Origin of the sequence: Novosphingobium percolationis, from assembly GCF_020179425.1 — a bacterium.
Lineage (GTDB): Bacteria > Pseudomonadota > Alphaproteobacteria > Sphingomonadales > Sphingomonadaceae > Novosphingobium > Novosphingobium percolationis.
Genome location: NZ_JAILYM010000002.1, coordinates 405,516 through 420,709, shown reverse-complemented (window position 1 = coordinate 420,709; position 15,194 = coordinate 405,516). Strand labels below are relative to the sequence as shown.

General features: G+C 67.4%; 13 protein-coding genes. All 13 read right to left on the bottom strand.

Annotated elements, in window-relative coordinates; all coding sequences use genetic code 11:
* Nucleotides 1-2: 2 nt before the first annotated feature.
* The 13 genes from K3A84_RS06485 to K3A84_RS06425 are packed head-to-tail and all read right to left on the bottom strand — an operon-like array spanning nt 3 to nt 15,050.
* The gene (locus K3A84_RS06485; RefSeq protein ID WP_225008513.1) at nt 3-965 is read right to left on the bottom strand and encodes a D-alanine--D-alanine ligase; all 963 of its coding nucleotides are present in this window, start codon (nt 963-965) and stop codon (nt 3-5) included.
* Nucleotides 962-1,855, bottom strand: coding sequence for a UDP-N-acetylmuramate dehydrogenase (murB, locus tag K3A84_RS06480; protein ID WP_225008512.1), 894 nt, complete (start codon nt 1,853-1,855; stop codon nt 962-964). Before murB ends, K3A84_RS06485 begins: the two co-directional genes overlap by 4 nt.
* Complete coding sequence (murC, locus tag K3A84_RS06475; RefSeq protein WP_225008511.1) at nt 1,852-3,264, bottom strand: UDP-N-acetylmuramate--L-alanine ligase; 1,413 nt, start codon at nt 3,262-3,264, stop codon at nt 1,852-1,854. The genes murB and murC overlap by 4 nt, the downstream gene beginning before the upstream one ends.
* Nucleotides 3,261-4,460: an undecaprenyldiphospho-muramoylpentapeptide beta-N-acetylglucosaminyltransferase gene (gene murG / locus K3A84_RS06470; protein WP_225008510.1), complete on the bottom strand. Its 1,200-nt coding sequence runs from the start codon at nt 4,458-4,460 to the stop codon at nt 3,261-3,263. The genes murC and murG overlap by 4 nt, the downstream gene beginning before the upstream one ends.
* Nucleotides 4,457-5,692 carry an FtsW/RodA/SpoVE family cell cycle protein gene (locus K3A84_RS06465; protein ID WP_225008509.1) on the bottom strand — a complete coding sequence of 412 codons (1,236 nt, stop codon included), beginning with the start codon at nt 5,690-5,692 and terminating at the stop codon, nt 4,457-4,459. Before K3A84_RS06465 ends, murG begins: the two co-directional genes overlap by 4 nt.
* Complete coding sequence (murD, locus tag K3A84_RS06460; RefSeq protein ID WP_225008508.1) at nt 5,689-7,035, bottom strand: UDP-N-acetylmuramoyl-L-alanine--D-glutamate ligase; 1,347 nt, start codon at nt 7,033-7,035, stop codon at nt 5,689-5,691. The genes K3A84_RS06465 and murD overlap by 4 nt, the downstream gene beginning before the upstream one ends.
* Nucleotides 7,036-7,039: 4 nt before the next feature.
* Complete coding sequence (mraY, locus tag K3A84_RS06455; protein ID WP_225008507.1) at nt 7,040-8,104, bottom strand: phospho-N-acetylmuramoyl-pentapeptide-transferase; 1,065 nt, start codon at nt 8,102-8,104, stop codon at nt 7,040-7,042.
* Entirely contained in the window at nt 8,105-9,574 is a 1,470-nt protein-coding gene (locus K3A84_RS06450; RefSeq protein ID WP_225008506.1) for a UDP-N-acetylmuramoyl-tripeptide--D-alanyl-D-alanine ligase, read from the bottom strand.
* The gene (locus tag K3A84_RS06445; protein WP_225008505.1) at nt 9,571-11,022 is read right to left on the bottom strand and encodes a UDP-N-acetylmuramoyl-L-alanyl-D-glutamate--2,6-diaminopimelate ligase; all 1,452 of its coding nucleotides are present in this window, start codon (nt 11,020-11,022) and stop codon (nt 9,571-9,573) included. Before K3A84_RS06445 ends, K3A84_RS06450 begins: the two co-directional genes overlap by 4 nt.
* Nucleotides 11,019-12,755: a peptidoglycan D,D-transpeptidase FtsI family protein gene (locus K3A84_RS06440; RefSeq protein WP_225008504.1), complete on the bottom strand. Its 1,737-nt coding sequence runs from the start codon at nt 12,753-12,755 to the stop codon at nt 11,019-11,021. Before K3A84_RS06440 ends, K3A84_RS06445 begins: the two co-directional genes overlap by 4 nt.
* Complete coding sequence (locus tag K3A84_RS06435; RefSeq protein WP_225008503.1) at nt 12,752-13,561, bottom strand: hypothetical protein; 810 nt, start codon at nt 13,559-13,561, stop codon at nt 12,752-12,754. Before K3A84_RS06435 ends, K3A84_RS06440 begins: the two co-directional genes overlap by 4 nt.
* The gene (gene rsmH / locus K3A84_RS06430; RefSeq protein WP_225008502.1) at nt 13,558-14,553 is read right to left on the bottom strand and encodes a 16S rRNA (cytosine(1402)-N(4))-methyltransferase RsmH; all 996 of its coding nucleotides are present in this window, start codon (nt 14,551-14,553) and stop codon (nt 13,558-13,560) included. Before rsmH ends, K3A84_RS06435 begins: the two co-directional genes overlap by 4 nt.
* Entirely contained in the window at nt 14,550-15,050 is a 501-nt protein-coding gene (locus tag K3A84_RS06425) for a division/cell wall cluster transcriptional repressor MraZ (RefSeq protein WP_225008501.1), read from the bottom strand. Before K3A84_RS06425 ends, rsmH begins: the two co-directional genes overlap by 4 nt.
* Nucleotides 15,051-15,194: the final 144 nt, after the last annotated feature.

Here is a 15,194-nt window from a genome sequence, read left to right as displayed (position 1 = left end):
TGTCAGTCCCCCGTCCCGCTGGCCATAACCGCCGCCTTGCCGGCCAGCGCGTCGGCGATGATCGCCTCGACCAGATCCTCGTAGCTCATGCCCAGCTTGCGCGCCTGTTCGGGCACGAGGCTGAGCGGCGTCATCCCCGGCTGGGTGTTCACTTCCAGCAGGAACAGCCCATCGACACCCTGTTCATCATCCCAGCGGAAGTCCGAACGGCTGGTGCCCTTGCAGCCCAGCAGGCGATGCGCGCGCAGGGCGATGTCCTTGCATGCCTCGGCCACGTCATCGGGGATTTCCGCCGGGCAGATGTGATCGGTCATGCCGTCGGTGTACTTGGCGTCGAAATCGTAGAAGCCCGACTTGGGCTTCAACTCGGTGACGAGCAAAGCCTTGTCCGCCAGCACCGCCGTGGTCAGTTCCTTGCCGCGAATGAAGGGTTCGGCCAGCAGCTGGTCGAATTCCTGCCACGGCCCCTTGCTGTCACGGGCAATCGGCGTGCCATAGTTGCCATCGGCGGTCACGATCGCAACCCCCACCGACGAACCTTCGTTTACCGGCTTCAACACATAGGGACGCGGCAGCGGGTCGCGCTCGAACAGCTCTGCCGTCTCGACGATGCGCCCCCCGGGCATGGGGATGCCGTGCGGCACCAGCGCCTGCTTGGTCAGTTCCTTGTCGATCGCGATGACCGACGTGGCGAGGCCCGAATGGGTGTAGGTGAGGCCCATCAGGTCCATCATGCCCTGCACCGTGCCGTCCTCGCCAGGCGTGCCGTGGAGTGCATTGAACACGACATCGGGCTTGGCTTCGGCCAGACGCAGCGCAACGTCTCGGCCCATGTCGATCCGCGTGACCTGATGCCCGCGCGATTCCAGCGCCTTGGCGACGCCCTCGCCCGACATCAGCGAGACCGGGCGCTCGCTCGACCATCCGCCCATCAGGACCGCGACATGAAGTTTGGGCAGGCTCACGGACGACCGATCCTTTTGATTTCCCATTCCAGCTCGAAGCCGGAGTTTTCCTTGACCCGGCGCCGCACTTCCTCGCCCAGCCCTTCGATATCCGCGCTGGTGGCATCGCCGGTGTTGATGAGGAAGTTGGTGTGCTTTTCGCTGACCTGCGCGCCGCCCATCTGCAGCCCCCGGCAACCGGCCTTGTCGACCAGTTCCCACGCCTTGCCACCTTGCGGATTCTTGAACGTGGATCCGCCGGTCTTGCTGCGCAGCGGCTGGCTAGCCTCGCGCGCGGCGCTGATGCGGTCCATTTCGGCCTGGATGGCAGCGGGGTCGCCCGGCACACCGCGAAAGCGCGCGGCGACGACAATGCTTCCGTCGGTCAGGTCGGAATGACGATAAGTATAGCCCAGTTCCGACAGCGGCAGCGTGACCACCTCGCCCGAGCGGATCACCACGTCGCAATCGACGAGGATGTCCTTCACCTCGCGGCCATAGGCGCCGCCGTTCATGCGCACGAAGCCGCCGACCGTGCCGGGGATCGAGCGCAGGAATTCAAGCCCCGCGATCCCATTGTCGCGCGCGGTGGAGGATACGAGAATGCCGCTCGCCCCGCCGCCGCAATCGAGCGTCACTTCGTCCACGCGCTCGACCTTGGCGAAGGCCTTGCCCAGCCGGATCACCACGCCCGGCACCCCGCCATCGCGCACGATCAGGTTGGAGCCGAGGCCCAGCGCCATCACCGGCACGCGCGGATCGAGACCCGCGACGAAGTCCTGCAGGTCGGCCACGTCCTTCGGCTCGAACAGCCACTGCGCAGAACCACCAGACTTGAACCAGACCAGCGGGGCGAGCGGCGCATCGGGGGTCAGCTTGCCGCGGACCTGCGGCAGCGTCGCGCTCGTCACGCCGCCCCCCGCTCAAGCTCGATCGCCGCCGCCAGACCCGCCGCCCACTTGGTGATGTCGCCCGCGCCAAGGCACACGACCATGTCGCCCGGCTGGATCGTGCCCGCGAGTTCCTTCGCCAGCGCCTCCGGCCCGGCGATCAGGTGCGCGCTGCGATGGCCGCGCGCCTTGATGCCTTCGACCATGGCGGCGCTGTCCACGCCCTCGATGGGCTGTTCGCCCGCCGGATAGACAGGCGCTGCATAGACCACGTCGGCATCGTTGAACGCGCCCTGGAAGTCATCCATGTGGTCGCGCAAGCGCGTGAAGCGATGCGGCTGGACCACGGCGATGACGCGGCCCTTCACCCCTTCGCGCGCAGCGGCCAGCACGGCGCGGATCTCGACCGGGTGGTGGCCGTAATCGTCGATGATCGTCGTTCCGGCCACTTCGCCCACCTTGGTGAAGCGGCGCTTCACCCCGCCGAACTTGGCAAAGCCCGTGCGGATCAGGTCTTCCGAAACGCCCATCTCGCGCGCCACAGCCACGGCGGCGAGCGCGTTCTGCACGTTGTGGCGACCGGGCATCGGCAGTTCGATGTCCTCGATCCGACGGAAGCTGCCATCGCGCTGGCGCAGCACGGCGGTGAAGCGGTTTCCGCCGGGAATCGGCGTGACCGCCTCGCCCCGCACGTCGGCCTGCGCCGAAAAGCCGTAAGTCACCACGCGGCGGTCGCGCACCTTCGGGATCACCGCCTGCACTTCGGGGTGGTCGATGCACAACATCGCCGCGCCATAGAACGGCACGTTTTCGATGAACTCGACGAAGGCTTCCTTCACCCGGTCGAACGAGCCGTAGTGATCGAGGTGTTCGGGGTCGATGTTGGTCACGACCGCGATCGTGCCATCCAGCCGCAGGAACGAGCCATCGCTCTCGTCGGCTTCGACCACCATCCACTCGCTGTCGCCAAGGCGCGCGTTGGAGCCATAGGAATTGATGATGCCGCCGTTGATCACGGTCGGATCGATCCCGCCCGCATCGAGCAGGCAGGCCACCATCGATGTCGTGGTCGTCTTGCCGTGCGTGCCCGCCACCGCGACAGTGTTCTTGAGCCGCATCAGCTCGGCCAGCATTTCCGCGCGGCGCACCACCGGCACGCGCGCTTCCAGTGCGGCGACGACTTCCGGATTGTCGCGCTTCACGGCGGTCGAGGTCACCACCACCGAAACGCCATCGACGTTTTCGGCGCGCTGGCCGATCATCACCTTGATGCCCCGGCTTCGCAGGCCCTCGACGACATAGCTTTCGGCCATGTCCGACCCTTGCACCGCATAGCCCATGTTGTGCATCACCTCGGCGATGCCCGACATGCCGATGCCGCCGATGCCGACGAAGTGGATCGTGCCGATCTCGGTGCCGACGCCCTTCACTGCACCGCCTCCCGCGCCAGCGCTTCCCCGGTCTGGGCAATGGCGCTCTGCGTTTCGCTGACGCGGATCACGTCCATCGTCGGCGCACCGCCGAAACCTTCGACCAGATCGGCAAGATCGGACACGGCATTGGGCAATCCGCAGTTCCACGCGGCATGGGCGGCATTGGCGAGCGTTTCGGGATGGAGCGCCATCGTCTGGATCTGCTTTGCAAGTTCCTTGGGGGTGAAGCCGGTCTGGCGGATCGCCCGCGCCCCGCCCGCGCGCACGATCTCGCGCGTGTTGGCGGCCTGGTGATCGTCGGTGGCGATCGGCAGCGGCACGAGGATCGCAGGGCGCCCGACGGCGGTCAGTTCGGCGATGGTCGAAGCGCCCGCCCGCCCGATGAACAGGTGCGCTTCGGCAAGGCGGCTCGCCATGTCCTCGAAATAGGTGCCAAGCTCGGCCGGTATCTGGTGCCCGGCATAGCGCGCGCGCACCGCCTCAAGGTCTTCCGGGCGGCACTGCTGCGTCACCTGCAGGCGGTGGCGCAGCGCGGCGGGCAGCATGGCGAGGCCATCGGGCACCACTTCGGACAGCACCGAAGCGCCCTGGCTGCCGCCGGTCACCAGCACGCGGAAAAGGCTGTCCTCGCTGAATTCAGGGAACGGTTCGCCCCGCAGCGCCAGCACTTCAGGACGCACCGGATTGCCGATGCAATGGACCTTGTTCGCCAACCTGGGATCGAGCCGGTCGACTTCGCCATAGGCGGTGGCGATCGCATCCACGCGCTTGGCCAGAAAGCGGTTGACCCGGCCCAGCACTGCGTTCTGTTCGTGGATCACGGTGGGGATATTCGCCGCCTGCGCCGCCAGCAGCGCGGGCAGCGCAGGGTAGCCGCCAAATCCAACAACGCAGGCCGGTTCGAAGCTGTCGAACAGACGCAAGGCCATTGCCCGCCCGCGCCAGATCGCACGCATGCCTTTCATCAACGATAGGGGGTTCTTGCCCAGCCGCCCGGCGGGCAGGACGTGCGCGGGCAGGAACGCGGGCTTGCCCGGAATCTTCGCGCCGCGCTCGTCCGTCACCAGCGCGACGTGGTGGCCGCGCCGTTCCAGCTCCACCGCAAGCGCGAAGGCGGGCAACAAGTGCCCGCCCGTACCGCCAGCTGCGAGGACATAGTGCCGCGAGACACCCGGTGGACGACTGCCGCTCATTTGCGGGGAAGCTCCCTGAAGTCGAAGGATTCGCGGCTCAGATAGGGATTGCGCCGCGTAATGGCGAGAAGGAAGCCCACGCCCAACAGCAACGCGATGGTAGAAGAGCCGCCATAGCTGATCAGCGGCAGGGTCATGCCCTTGGACGGAAACAGCTGGAGGTTGACGAGGATGTTGATGAAAGCCTGCCCCGCCAACTGCGCGGTCAGCCCCGCACCAGCCAGGATCGTGAACAGGTCGTCCTCGTCGATCAGGCGCAGCATCACGCGCACCACGATCGCGCAGTAGAGCACCACGATCATCGCGCAGGCGATCAGGCCGAACTCCTCGCCGATGACCGAGAAGATGTAGTCGGTCTGCGCTTCTGGCAGCGCCATCTTGCGGCTGCCCAGCCACAGGCCGGTGCCGCTCCACCCGCCGTTGAGCAGCGTGCGCATGGCAAGGTCGACCTGGTCGAACTCGTTGCCGCCCGAAATGAAACTGTCGATGCGGTGCGTCGCGTTGGGATAGAAGAGGTAGGCGAGGATCACCACGACGATGCCGCCTGCCATCGACCACAGGATACGGTTGAGCGGCAGGCCCGACAGCAGCACGAGCACGAACCACACGCCGCCGAACAGCACGGTCGAGCCGAAGTCGGGCTGCGCCATCAGCAGCACGCCGGTCAGCCCCATCAGCCCCATCGTGATGCCGATCACCGGAATATTGGGATCACGCAGCCGCCACGACAGGATCCACGCCACCGCGATCGCAAAGCCGGGCTTGAGGAATTCGGACGGCTGCAGGCTGAACCCGATCCACAGCCAGCGCTTGGCACCCTTCACTTCGCTGCCGACCAGCGGCACCAGCACCAGCGCCACGATCATCGCGCCCGCGATCAGGATCGCCAGACGCCGCGCCGATTCCTTGGGCAGCAACGAGGCAAGGAACATCGCCACCAGCCCCACCGCCAGCCAGCGCAAGTGCAGCCAGAAGAAGAACAGGTCGCCCAGCGTCTTCTGCGAGGTCGAAAGCCGGTGCGCGCCCGCGGGCGATGCGGCGGCGACCGCGATCATGCCGACCACGACCAGCGCGAGGATCAGGCCCAGCAGCACGCGGTCGATCTCGCGCCACCAGATCACCAGTTCGCTGCGGCGGCTGCGGCGATAACGGTTGCCCCGCCCGACCACGCGCACGCCGCCATCCTTGGTCGGCGTGGTCACATGGCGGGTGGGTTCGGCCGTCGCGCTCATGCGCCCTCGACTGTCGGGCGATCGGACGGCGGGCAGGGCGCGGCACGGTCGGCGATCAGCGCCTCGACGATCTGGCGGAAGCTGTCACCCCGCGCCTCGAAATCGCGGAACTGGTCGAAGCTGGCGCACGCCGGGGAGAGCATGATGACCTCGCCTGGCTTGGCCTCGTCCATCGCCTGGCGCACGGCATCGCACAGCATCTCGCTGCGCTTCACCGGCATGATCGGATCAAGGATCTCGGCAAAGCGGGGGCCCGCCTCACCGATGGTATAGGCCTGCACCACGTGATCGAAATAGGGCGCGCAATCGTCCAGGTCGTCGCCCTTGGGCAGCCCGCCCAGAATCCAGTGAACGCGCGGAAAGGCGCCCAGCGCGGGCGCGGTCGAAGCTGGGTTGGTCGCCTTGCTGTCGTTGATGAACAGAACGCCGTCCGCTTCGGCCACGCGCTCCATCCGGTGCGGCAGGCCGACGAAGCTCTTGAGGCCTTCGCGCCACACGCCCTCGCCGATGCCCAGCGCACGGGCGATGGCGACTGCGATGGCCGCGTTCTGGAGGTTGTGCGGCCCTTGCAGCGAAGGCCAGTCCTTCTGCCCTTCGAGCGTATTGGGATCGACGATGTGGACCAGCGTGCCTGCGCGGCTGCCCGAGACTTCGCCCGCAATGCGCAGCGTGTGCGGATCGCCGCGCCCGAACACCGCGTGCTGGTCGGCCCGCTGCATCGCGAACAGGCGCGCCTTGGACGCGGCATAGCCCTCGAAACCGTCGTAGCGGTCGAGATGGTCGGGGCTGAGGTTGATCAGCGCCGCGACATCGGTCTCGAGACTGTAGGTAAGGTCGATCTGGTAGCTCGACAATTCGAGCACATAGACGCCTCCTGCGGGCAGCGGGTCCTGCCCCAGAACGGGCAGGCCGATGTTGCCGCCCATCCGCGTAGGGATGCCCGCCGCCTCGACCAGATGGTGGACCAGCGCGGTGGTGGTCGACTTGCCATTGGTGCCGGTGATGCCGACCACGCGGTGCGCAGGCAGGCTCGCGCGTGCAAGGGCGAACAGTTCGATATCGCCGATCACGGGCACGCCGAACGACGCGGCATGGGGGCCGATCGGATGGCGGTTGAGCGGCACGCCGGGCGAGACGACCACGCCTGCAAACCCGGTCAGGTCCAGCGTCAGCGGGTCGGCCAGCGTCACGCGCGGATCACAGGCGGCGCGCGCCTCCTCGCGCGTGTCCCAGGCAAACACGTCAGCCCCGCTTTCCAGCAGCGTGTTGACACTGGTCAGGCCCGAACGGGCGAGACCCAGAACAGCATAGCGCTTACCGGCAAAGGCGGAGGAGACGATCATCGCTTCATCGCACCTTCAACGTCGCAAGGCCGATCAGCGCCAGCACGATCGAGACGATCCAGAAGCGGATGACCACGGTCGATTCCTTCCAGCCCAGTTGCTCGAAATGGTGGTGAATCGGCGCCATGCGGAACACGCGCTTGCCGGTCCGCTTGTAGACGAACACCTGCACGATCACGGAAACCGCCTCCATCACGAACAGGCCGCCGACGATAGCCAGCACGATTTCGTGGTGCGCGGCCACCGCGATCACGCCGAGCGTGCCGCCCAGCGCCAAGCTGCCGGTATCACCCATGAACACGGCTGCAGGCGGGGCGTTGAACCACAGGAAGGCAAGGCCCGCCCCCATCACCGCGCCACAGAAGATCGCCAGTTCGCCCGCGCCCGGCACGTGCGGAATGCCGAGGTAATGCGCAAAGTCGACGCGCCCGGCGAGATAGGCGATGATCGCGAAAGTGCCCGAGGCAATGATCACCGGCATGATGGCAAGGCCATCTAGCCCGTCGGTCAGGTTCACCGCATTGCCTGCGCCCACGATCACGAAGGCCGCGAACAGGTAGTAGAAGGGCCCGAGCGGGATATAGAGATTGCTGAACACCGGCACATAGAGGTTGGTGTCGGTCACCACCAGCGCGGCGGCGATCCCCGCGACGACGAATTCGCCTGCAAGCCGCACCTTGGCCGGAACGCCCTTGTGCGCGTACTTCGTCACCTTGTCGTAATCGTCGAGGAAGCCGATGAGCCCGAAGCCCCAGGTCACCGCAAGGCAGGCCCACACGTAGCGGCTGGAAACGTCCATCCACAGCAGGATGCCGAGCGTGCACGAGATCACGATCATCAGCCCGCCCATGGTGGGCGTGCCGCGCTTGGCGAGGTGGGTCTGCGGGCCGTCCTCGCGGATCGGCTGGCCCTTGCCCTGGCGCACGCGCAGCATGTTGATGAAGCGCGGTCCGATCACCAACCCGATGGCCAGCGCGGTCAGCAGCGCAGCCCCGGCGCGGAAGGTCTGGTAGCGGAAGAGGTTGCTGAACCCCTCGTAGTGAAGCAGGTGCGCCAGGAGGTAGAGCATTCAGTTTTCCCTGGCCGTCAGGGCGCGTACCAGCGCGCCCAGCCCGACCGAATTCGACCCTTTTACAAGGATGGCGTCGCCACCCTGCGGCCCTTCGGCAGCGAGGCATTCCGCCGCTTCGGCCGCCGATTGGACATGATCGACTTCGATTGCCTCGGCAAGCGCACCGCTCGCGCTTTTCCCCAGCGCTTGCGCCAATGCGGCCATTTCGGGGCCGACGAGGATCACCCGGTCGATCCCTGCGGCGACCAGCGGAGTAGCCAGTTCGCGATGGTAGCGGTCCTCGTCGGCGCCCAGTTCGCGCATCGCGCCCAGAACGGCCACGTGGCGGCGGGCAGGCGTTGCGCCAAGCTGCTCAATGGTGACGCGCATCGAAGCAGGATTGGCGTTGTAGCTCTCGTCGATCAGCAGCGCCTGACCGGAGCCATCCCCGCCGCGCGCGGGCACCGTGTGGCGCGCACCACGTCCGGCAAGGCCCTCCATCTCGGCGAGCGCCAGGCCCGCCGCACCCAGATCGCCGCCGATCGCCTCGACCGCCGCCATGACGGCAAGCGAATTGGCCACCCAGTGTGCGCCCGGCTGGGCAATCGTGTAGCACAGCTTGCGCCCGCCAAGGTCCGCCGTCACCAGCGTTCCGCCGCCGATCGCGGGCACGGCATCGAGCAGCCGGGCGTTCGCCTTGGGACCGCTGCCAAAAGCGACGATCCGTTCGGCGTGCCGCTCGGCCTTGGCGCGCAAACGCATGTAATGGGGGTTGTCGGCCGGGATGATCGCCACCCCGCCCGGCTCAAGCCCCTCGAAGATCTCGCCCTTGGCGTCGGCGATGGCCTCTTCGCCCGAGAAGTGGCCGATGTGCGCGGGTGCGATGGTGGTGACGACCGCCACATGGGGGCGCACCAGCCGGGTCAGCGCGGCCAGTTCGCCCGCGTGATTCATGCCCATCTCGAACACGCCGAAGCTGGTGCGCGCCGGCATCCGCGCAAGGCTCAGCGGAACCCCGACATGGTTGTTGTAACTCTTCACCGAACGGTGCGCGCGGCCCCGGCTGCCCCGGTCGAGCGCGGCGTAAAGCGCTTCCTTGACCCCGGTCTTGCCAGCGGAGCCGGTGACCCCGATAATCCCCGCATCTACCCGATTTCGCGCGGCTTTTCCCATATCCTCAAGCGCACTTGAGGTATCGGAAACGAGCACGTGCGGCTGTTCGATGGGGCGATCGACGATGGCGGCGGCAGCCCCACGCTCGAACGCCCCAGGAAGGAAGCGGTGGCCGTCAGATGTTTCACCATTCAAGGCGAAGAACAGGTCACCGTCGCGTACTTCGCGGCTGTCGATCTCGCAGCCCGAGACCTCGAACGCGCCCGAGGCGCTGCCCCCGGTTGCCGCGGCGATCTCCTGCGCCGTCCACAGTGCAAGCCCGCGCGTGTCGATCGGGTCTACCGGCCAGTTCATCATGGCGGGATGGGCGTTCATGTGGTGCACTCCCTTGCCACCTGCACATCGTCGAAGGGCAGCACGCGCACGGCATCCCCCCGCCCTACGATCTGGCCCTGTTCATGCCCCTTGCCCGCGACAAGCACGATGTCGTCGCGTGCAGCCATGGCGATGGCCGCAGCGATGGCCTCGCGCCGGTCGCCGATCTCGCGCGCCTTTCCATCGCAGCCCTTGAGTACGGCTGAACGGATCAGCGCAGGGTCCTCGCCACGCGGATTGTCATCGGTGACGATCACCACCTCGGAGCCGGCACAGGCGCTGCGGCCCATTTCGGGGCGCTTGCCCTCGTCGCGATCCCCGCCCGCGCCGAACACGGTGATCAGCCGCCCGGCCACGTGCGGGCGCAGCGCGGCGATGGCGGCCTCGATCGCATCGGGCGTGTGCGCGTAATCGACATAGACCGGCGCGCCTGCGCGGTTGATCGCGGCGCGCTCCAGCCGCCCGCGCACGGGTTGCAGGCGTGAAAGCGCGTCGAACGTCGCGCCCGCCTCGCCACCGCTGGCCAGCACGAGTCCCGCCGAAACCAGGGCATTGGCGGCCTGATAGGCGCCGATCAGCGGCAGCGTGACCTTGCGGCGCGCACCGTCATGTTCGATCTCCAGCACTTGACCCAGTTGCGTGGGGGTACGGGAGAGCAGGCGGACCGCAGTCCCCTGCTCTCCCATCGTGAGCAGCCGCAACCCCCGTCGCCCGGCGTGCTCGACTGCCTGTGCCGACCAGGCATCGTCGGCCCAGACGACGGCGGAACCGTCATCGGCGACAACCTCGTCGAACAGGCGCATCTTGGCCGCGAAATAGTCCTCCATCGTCGCATGGTAATCGAGATGGTCGCGGCTTAGGTTGGTGAAAGCTCCGGCGATCACGCGCAGGCCTTCGTTGCGAAACTGGTCGAGACCGTGGCTCGACGCTTCGTAGGCGACGTGGGTGACGCCTTCGCGCGCCAACCCTGTCATGTTCGACAGGAAGGTCACGATGTCTGGCGTGGTCAGGCCGGTCGACACGCTCTCGTCCGCCGTGGTCACGCCCAGCGTGCCGATCGAGGCGGCGGAATGGCCCGCCATGCGCCAGAGCTGGCGCGTCATCTCGACGGTGGAGGTCTTGCCGTTGGTGCCGGTGACCGCGACGACCGTTTGCGGAACCGGCGTGAAGAACCCCGCGGCAAGGCGCGCAAAGGCGCGGCGTGGTTCGTCGGCGGCGATGTGTACCGCGCCCGAAACCCTGGCCTGCGGGCGCGCGACCACCGCCACCGCGCCTCCCTGTATCGCGGCGTCGATGAAATCCTCGCCGTTGAAGCGCGTACCCGGGAAAGCGCCGAACACGGTTCCCGGGGCGACTTTGCGATGGTCGATGGCAAAGCCCGAGACGTTGCCCTCGCCGCTTCCGTCGAAGGCGAGGCCTGCCGCCGCCACGAGCGCACCCAGCTTCATTCGCCGTCTCCGTTGCCGACCAGCGGGCTGAGGTCCGAAATGTCCACGTCGCGGCTGGCGTCGGGCACGATGCCCAACAGCGGCCCGATGCGCGGCACCACGCGGCCCACGATGGGGGCCGCGTTCCACGCGGCGGTGCGCTGGAACGAGGTGGCCTGCGTGCCCTGCGGCTCATCGAGCATGGCGATCACCACGTATCGCGGCTTGTCCATCGGAAAAGCAGCCGCGAACGTCGCGATCAGCGAAGTCTTGCGATAGCCGCCCGTGCCCGGCTTTTCCGCCGACCCCGTCTTGCCGCCCACGCGGAAGCCCGGCGCTTCCGCCTTCTTGCCGGTGCCGTCGACCACAATCATGCGCAGCAGCTGGCGCAGGCGCGCGCTGGTCGAAGCCTTGAACACGCGGCGGCCTTCGGGGACATGCCCCGGCGCGATCTTATAGAGCGTGGCGGGGCGCCACACGCCACCGTTGACCAGCGCGGCATAGGCGGCGGCGAGATGCAGCGGGCTCACCGCCATGCCATGGCCGTAGCTGACCGTCATCGTCGTCAGGCGCGCCCAGTCGCCCTTGGGCCAGATCGGGAAGCCGCGCGCGGGCAGTTCGATTGTCGGGCGCTCGTTCATGCCCAGCGCCATCATCGTGTTGCGCAGCGCCGGGCCGCCCAGCTTGTCGGCGATCTGCGCGGTAACGATGTTCGACGAATGGATCAGCGCCTCGGGCACGTTGAGCGATGCGCCGAAGTTGTGGCTGTCGTGGATGGTGAACCGCCCGACGTGCAGCGGCCCCGCCGGGTAGCGGGTCGCCATGTCGGTCACCACGCCTGCGTCGATGGCAGAGGCGACGGTCACCGGCTTCATCACCGAACCGAGTTCGTAGACCTGGTTCGACACGCGGTTGAATACGAGATCGTTGAACGCGCGGTCCGAACGGTTGGGATTGAACGAGGGCAGCGAGGCAAGCGCAACGACTTCGCCGGTATCAGCGTCCAGAATGATGCCGGCCGCGCCCTTGGCATTCGATTCCAGCATCCCCCGCCCGAGTTCATCCTCAAGCGCGCCCTGCGCCCGCGCATCGATCGACAGCGCGAAAGGCTGGCCGCGCTGCGCCGGGTCGAGCAGGCGCTTTTCCAGCACCTGCTCCATCCCGACATGGCCCTTGCCCTCTTCATCGACGTAGCCGAGTACGTGCGCGGCCAGCGAGCCCTGCGGATAGTAGCGCTGGTTCTCGCGCGGGAATTCGAGCGCGGGTTCGCCCAGCGCGAAGACCCTGTTGGCTTCCTCGGGCATCACGCGCTTGCGCAGGTAGCTCGGCTTGTCGGACTTCAGCCGCGCGACGAGGTCGGCGTAATCGGCATCGGGGAAGATGGTCAGCAGCGCCTTTGCCACTTCTTCGGGCGTCTTGACCAGCGGCGAGCTGCCTTGCCCCCCACCCTGCCCCAAGGCCTTGGGATTGAACCACAGCGAATAGGACGGAAAGGCGCGCGCCAGCACCACGCCGTTGCGGTCGGTGATCTCGCCGCGCGGGGGCAGCAGCGCGTCGGCCATCGAGCGGCGCTCGGGCGCATCCTCGAACAGGCCGAGCTGGGCAATGCGAACCAGCGCGGTGAGGGTCGCGAAGATGAACAGCAGCAGCACCCACAGCGTGCGCAGCTTGGCCGTCACCAGCGAACGCTGGCGCACGTTGGCAAGCTGGACGCGGCCAGAAGCAATCGCGGCCGAGGCGGTGAGCGCGTTCACTTGGCTGCCTTCACCTCCTTCTTCCTGGCAGGCGCAGCGGCGGGCTTGGCCTCCTTGGCCTTCGCCGCCACCTTGGTGGCCTTAACCGGCGCGGCGGCGGAGGCGGAAGCCTTGGCCTTGGGCTTGTCCACCGGCTTGTCGGACTTGACCGCGACCTTGACCGGCTTCGTCGGCTTGTCCGCTTTTGCGACCTTTTCGGGCTTGGTGATCTTGTCCGCCCTGGCGGTCTTCGCAGGCTTTTCCGCCTTGTCGCCGTCCCTGGCGACCAGTTGGCGCACGCGCGGCTTTACCGGCGCGTCATTGCCGCGATCGACCTTCGCGAGCCTTTCGCCCAGCGAGGCGGCGGCAGCGGCATGGTCGACCTTGGCCGGGCGCTCGTCGGCCTCTGCCTTCGCATCGGACAGCGGCTTGCCCGACAGCGGTGAAACCATCGCGGGGAAGGCCGCCTGCGCCACCACCGCGTCGTCGGCGCTCGCCACGCGGATCGGCGCGGGCGCGTCGGGCTCGACAGGCTTGGATAGCGCGGCCAATTCGCGCTCGTTCTCAAGGTACTGTCCCGCCATCGGCGCGACGTAGCCGAATTCGACATCGTTCCACGCCTTCAGCTGCTGCTGGTTGGCGCGCGTCTCGAACTCGGTCTCGAGGTACATCTTCTCCTGCTGCAGCGCGACGATCTTCATCTCGGCATGATGGACCTGGCTGCGCAGCGCGTTGACGCGGAACGCCAGCACCATGGTCAGCGCGGCACAAATCGCGAGCAGCACGATCCAGCCGATGGAACGCAGGCGATGGGCCGTGACGATCATGCCGCGATGCTCCCGTGATGCTCCCGCGCCGGCGCGGACGTCCGCACCGCCCAGCGCAGGGTTGCGGACCGCGCGCGCGGGTTGCGCGCTTCTTCTGCCTCGGACGGACGGATCGCCGCCGAAGGCTTCTCGAACACCGGCGCTACGGTGGGCGCGGCCTGCGGCAGGTGGCGCGAGCCCCCCGGCATGGCGCCCGCGCCTTGGCGCAGGAACTGCTTGACGATGCGGTCTTCGAGGCTGTGGAACGTGACCACCGCCAGACGTCCGCCGGGCGCGAGCACCTTCTCGGCCGCGGCGAGGCCCGCGACCAGTTCGTCCAGCTCGCCGTTGACGTGGATGCGCACAGCCTGAAAGCTGCGGATGGCCGGATCCTTGGGCGCGTTCTTGCCGCGCATGCCCGGCACATAGCCCAGCGCCTTGCGCACCACGGCCGCGAACTGCGCCGTCGTGGTGAGCGGGCGCGCGGCGACGATGGCCCGCGCAATGCGGCGCGACTGACGCTCTTCGCCGTAGCGGTAGAGGACGTCGGCAATCTCCCCCTCGCCAGCTTCGTTCAGGAAATCGGCCGCGCTGGGCCCTTCCTGCGACATGCGCATATCCAGCGGCCCATCGACGGAAAAAGCAAATCCCCGCTCAGCCTGGTCGATCTGCATGGAAGACACGCCGATATCGAGGACGACGCCCTGAACCTGCGCAATTCCGGCCTCTGCCAGCCCTTCGGCCAGCTCGGAAAAGCGGCGATGGTGCAGGACGAGACGCACAGGATTTCCACAGGTTTCTCCCCAGCGGCTCCCGGCCTCGATCGCATGCGGGTCGCGATCAAAGGCATGGACCGTCGCGCCGGCAGCCAGCAGGCGGCGGGTATAGCCGCCCGCGCCGAACGTGCCGTCGACGATCACGTCGCCAGCCTTGGGCGCCAGTGCCTGTTCGACTTCATCGAGCAGCACGGGAATGTGCGGGGCATCGGCGGGAAGATCGGGGTACTGGCTCACTTGCGCCGCCCCTTGCTCGATGCTTCGGCCATCAGCGCGCGGCACGTAGCCTTGGCAGCGTCCCAGCCCGCGCCCATCTCGAACAACACGTCGGGCGACCAGATCGTGAAGTGCGATCCGCCGCCATGGAAATAGAGCGCCTCGCCGATCGCGGCCTGATCGCCCAGATGGTCGGGCAGGACGAAGCGCCCGGATTCGTCGAAGCTGACGCGCAGGAAGCCGAAGAGCTGCGCGGCGCGCATGTCGGGGTCGAACTCTTCGCGGCGTTCGAGCGCGATGCGCTCTTCATGCGCGATCTGCTCAGCGAAGGTTTCGGCGCGGGACAGGCCGAACCCGACGAGGCAGGGGTGCTTGGCGTGCTTGTCGAGGCACAGCACGCGCTGCCCGCCCGAGGCATCCTTCACGGTGCTGCGAAAGTCTGCGGGGAGGACGAAGCGGCTCTTCTCGCCACGCGGCGAAAAGCCCTGCCCCCAATAATTTGACGGCGCTCCCGCCACGTCAAAGTCCCCGCGCGCACGAGACAAAAAGCTCCCATCCACCGGCAAGCGCGTGCGCGCTGCCAGCCATCCCCCGCGGATGCGACATGGAGTTCGTCCCGATAAGCCCAAGTCTTATCTTGGGATGGAGCGGGCCACAACGGG

Excerpts from the sequence above, each read along its gene's own strand:
- murG (WP_225008510.1), bottom strand. The coding sequence starts at position 4,460 with ATGAGCGGCAGTCGTCCACCGGGTGTCTCGCGGCACTATGTCCTCGCA.
- K3A84_RS06465 (WP_225008509.1), bottom strand. The coding sequence starts at position 5,692 with ATGAGCGCGACGGCCGAACCCACCCGCCATGTGACCACGCCGACCAAG.
- murD (WP_225008508.1), bottom strand. The coding sequence starts at position 7,035 with ATGATCGTCTCCTCCGCCTTTGCCGGTAAGCGCTATGCTGTTCTGGGT.
- mraY (WP_225008507.1), bottom strand. The coding sequence starts at position 8,104 with ATGCTCTACCTCCTGGCGCACCTGCTTCACTACGAGGGGTTCAGCAAC.
- K3A84_RS06450 (WP_225008506.1), bottom strand. The coding sequence starts at position 9,574 with ATGAACGCCCATCCCGCCATGATGAACTGGCCGGTAGACCCGATCGAC.
- K3A84_RS06445 (WP_225008505.1), bottom strand. The coding sequence starts at position 11,022 with ATGAAGCTGGGTGCGCTCGTGGCGGCGGCAGGCCTCGCCTTCGACGGA.
- K3A84_RS06435 (WP_225008503.1), bottom strand. The coding sequence starts at position 13,561 with ATGATCGTCACGGCCCATCGCCTGCGTTCCATCGGCTGGATCGTGCTG.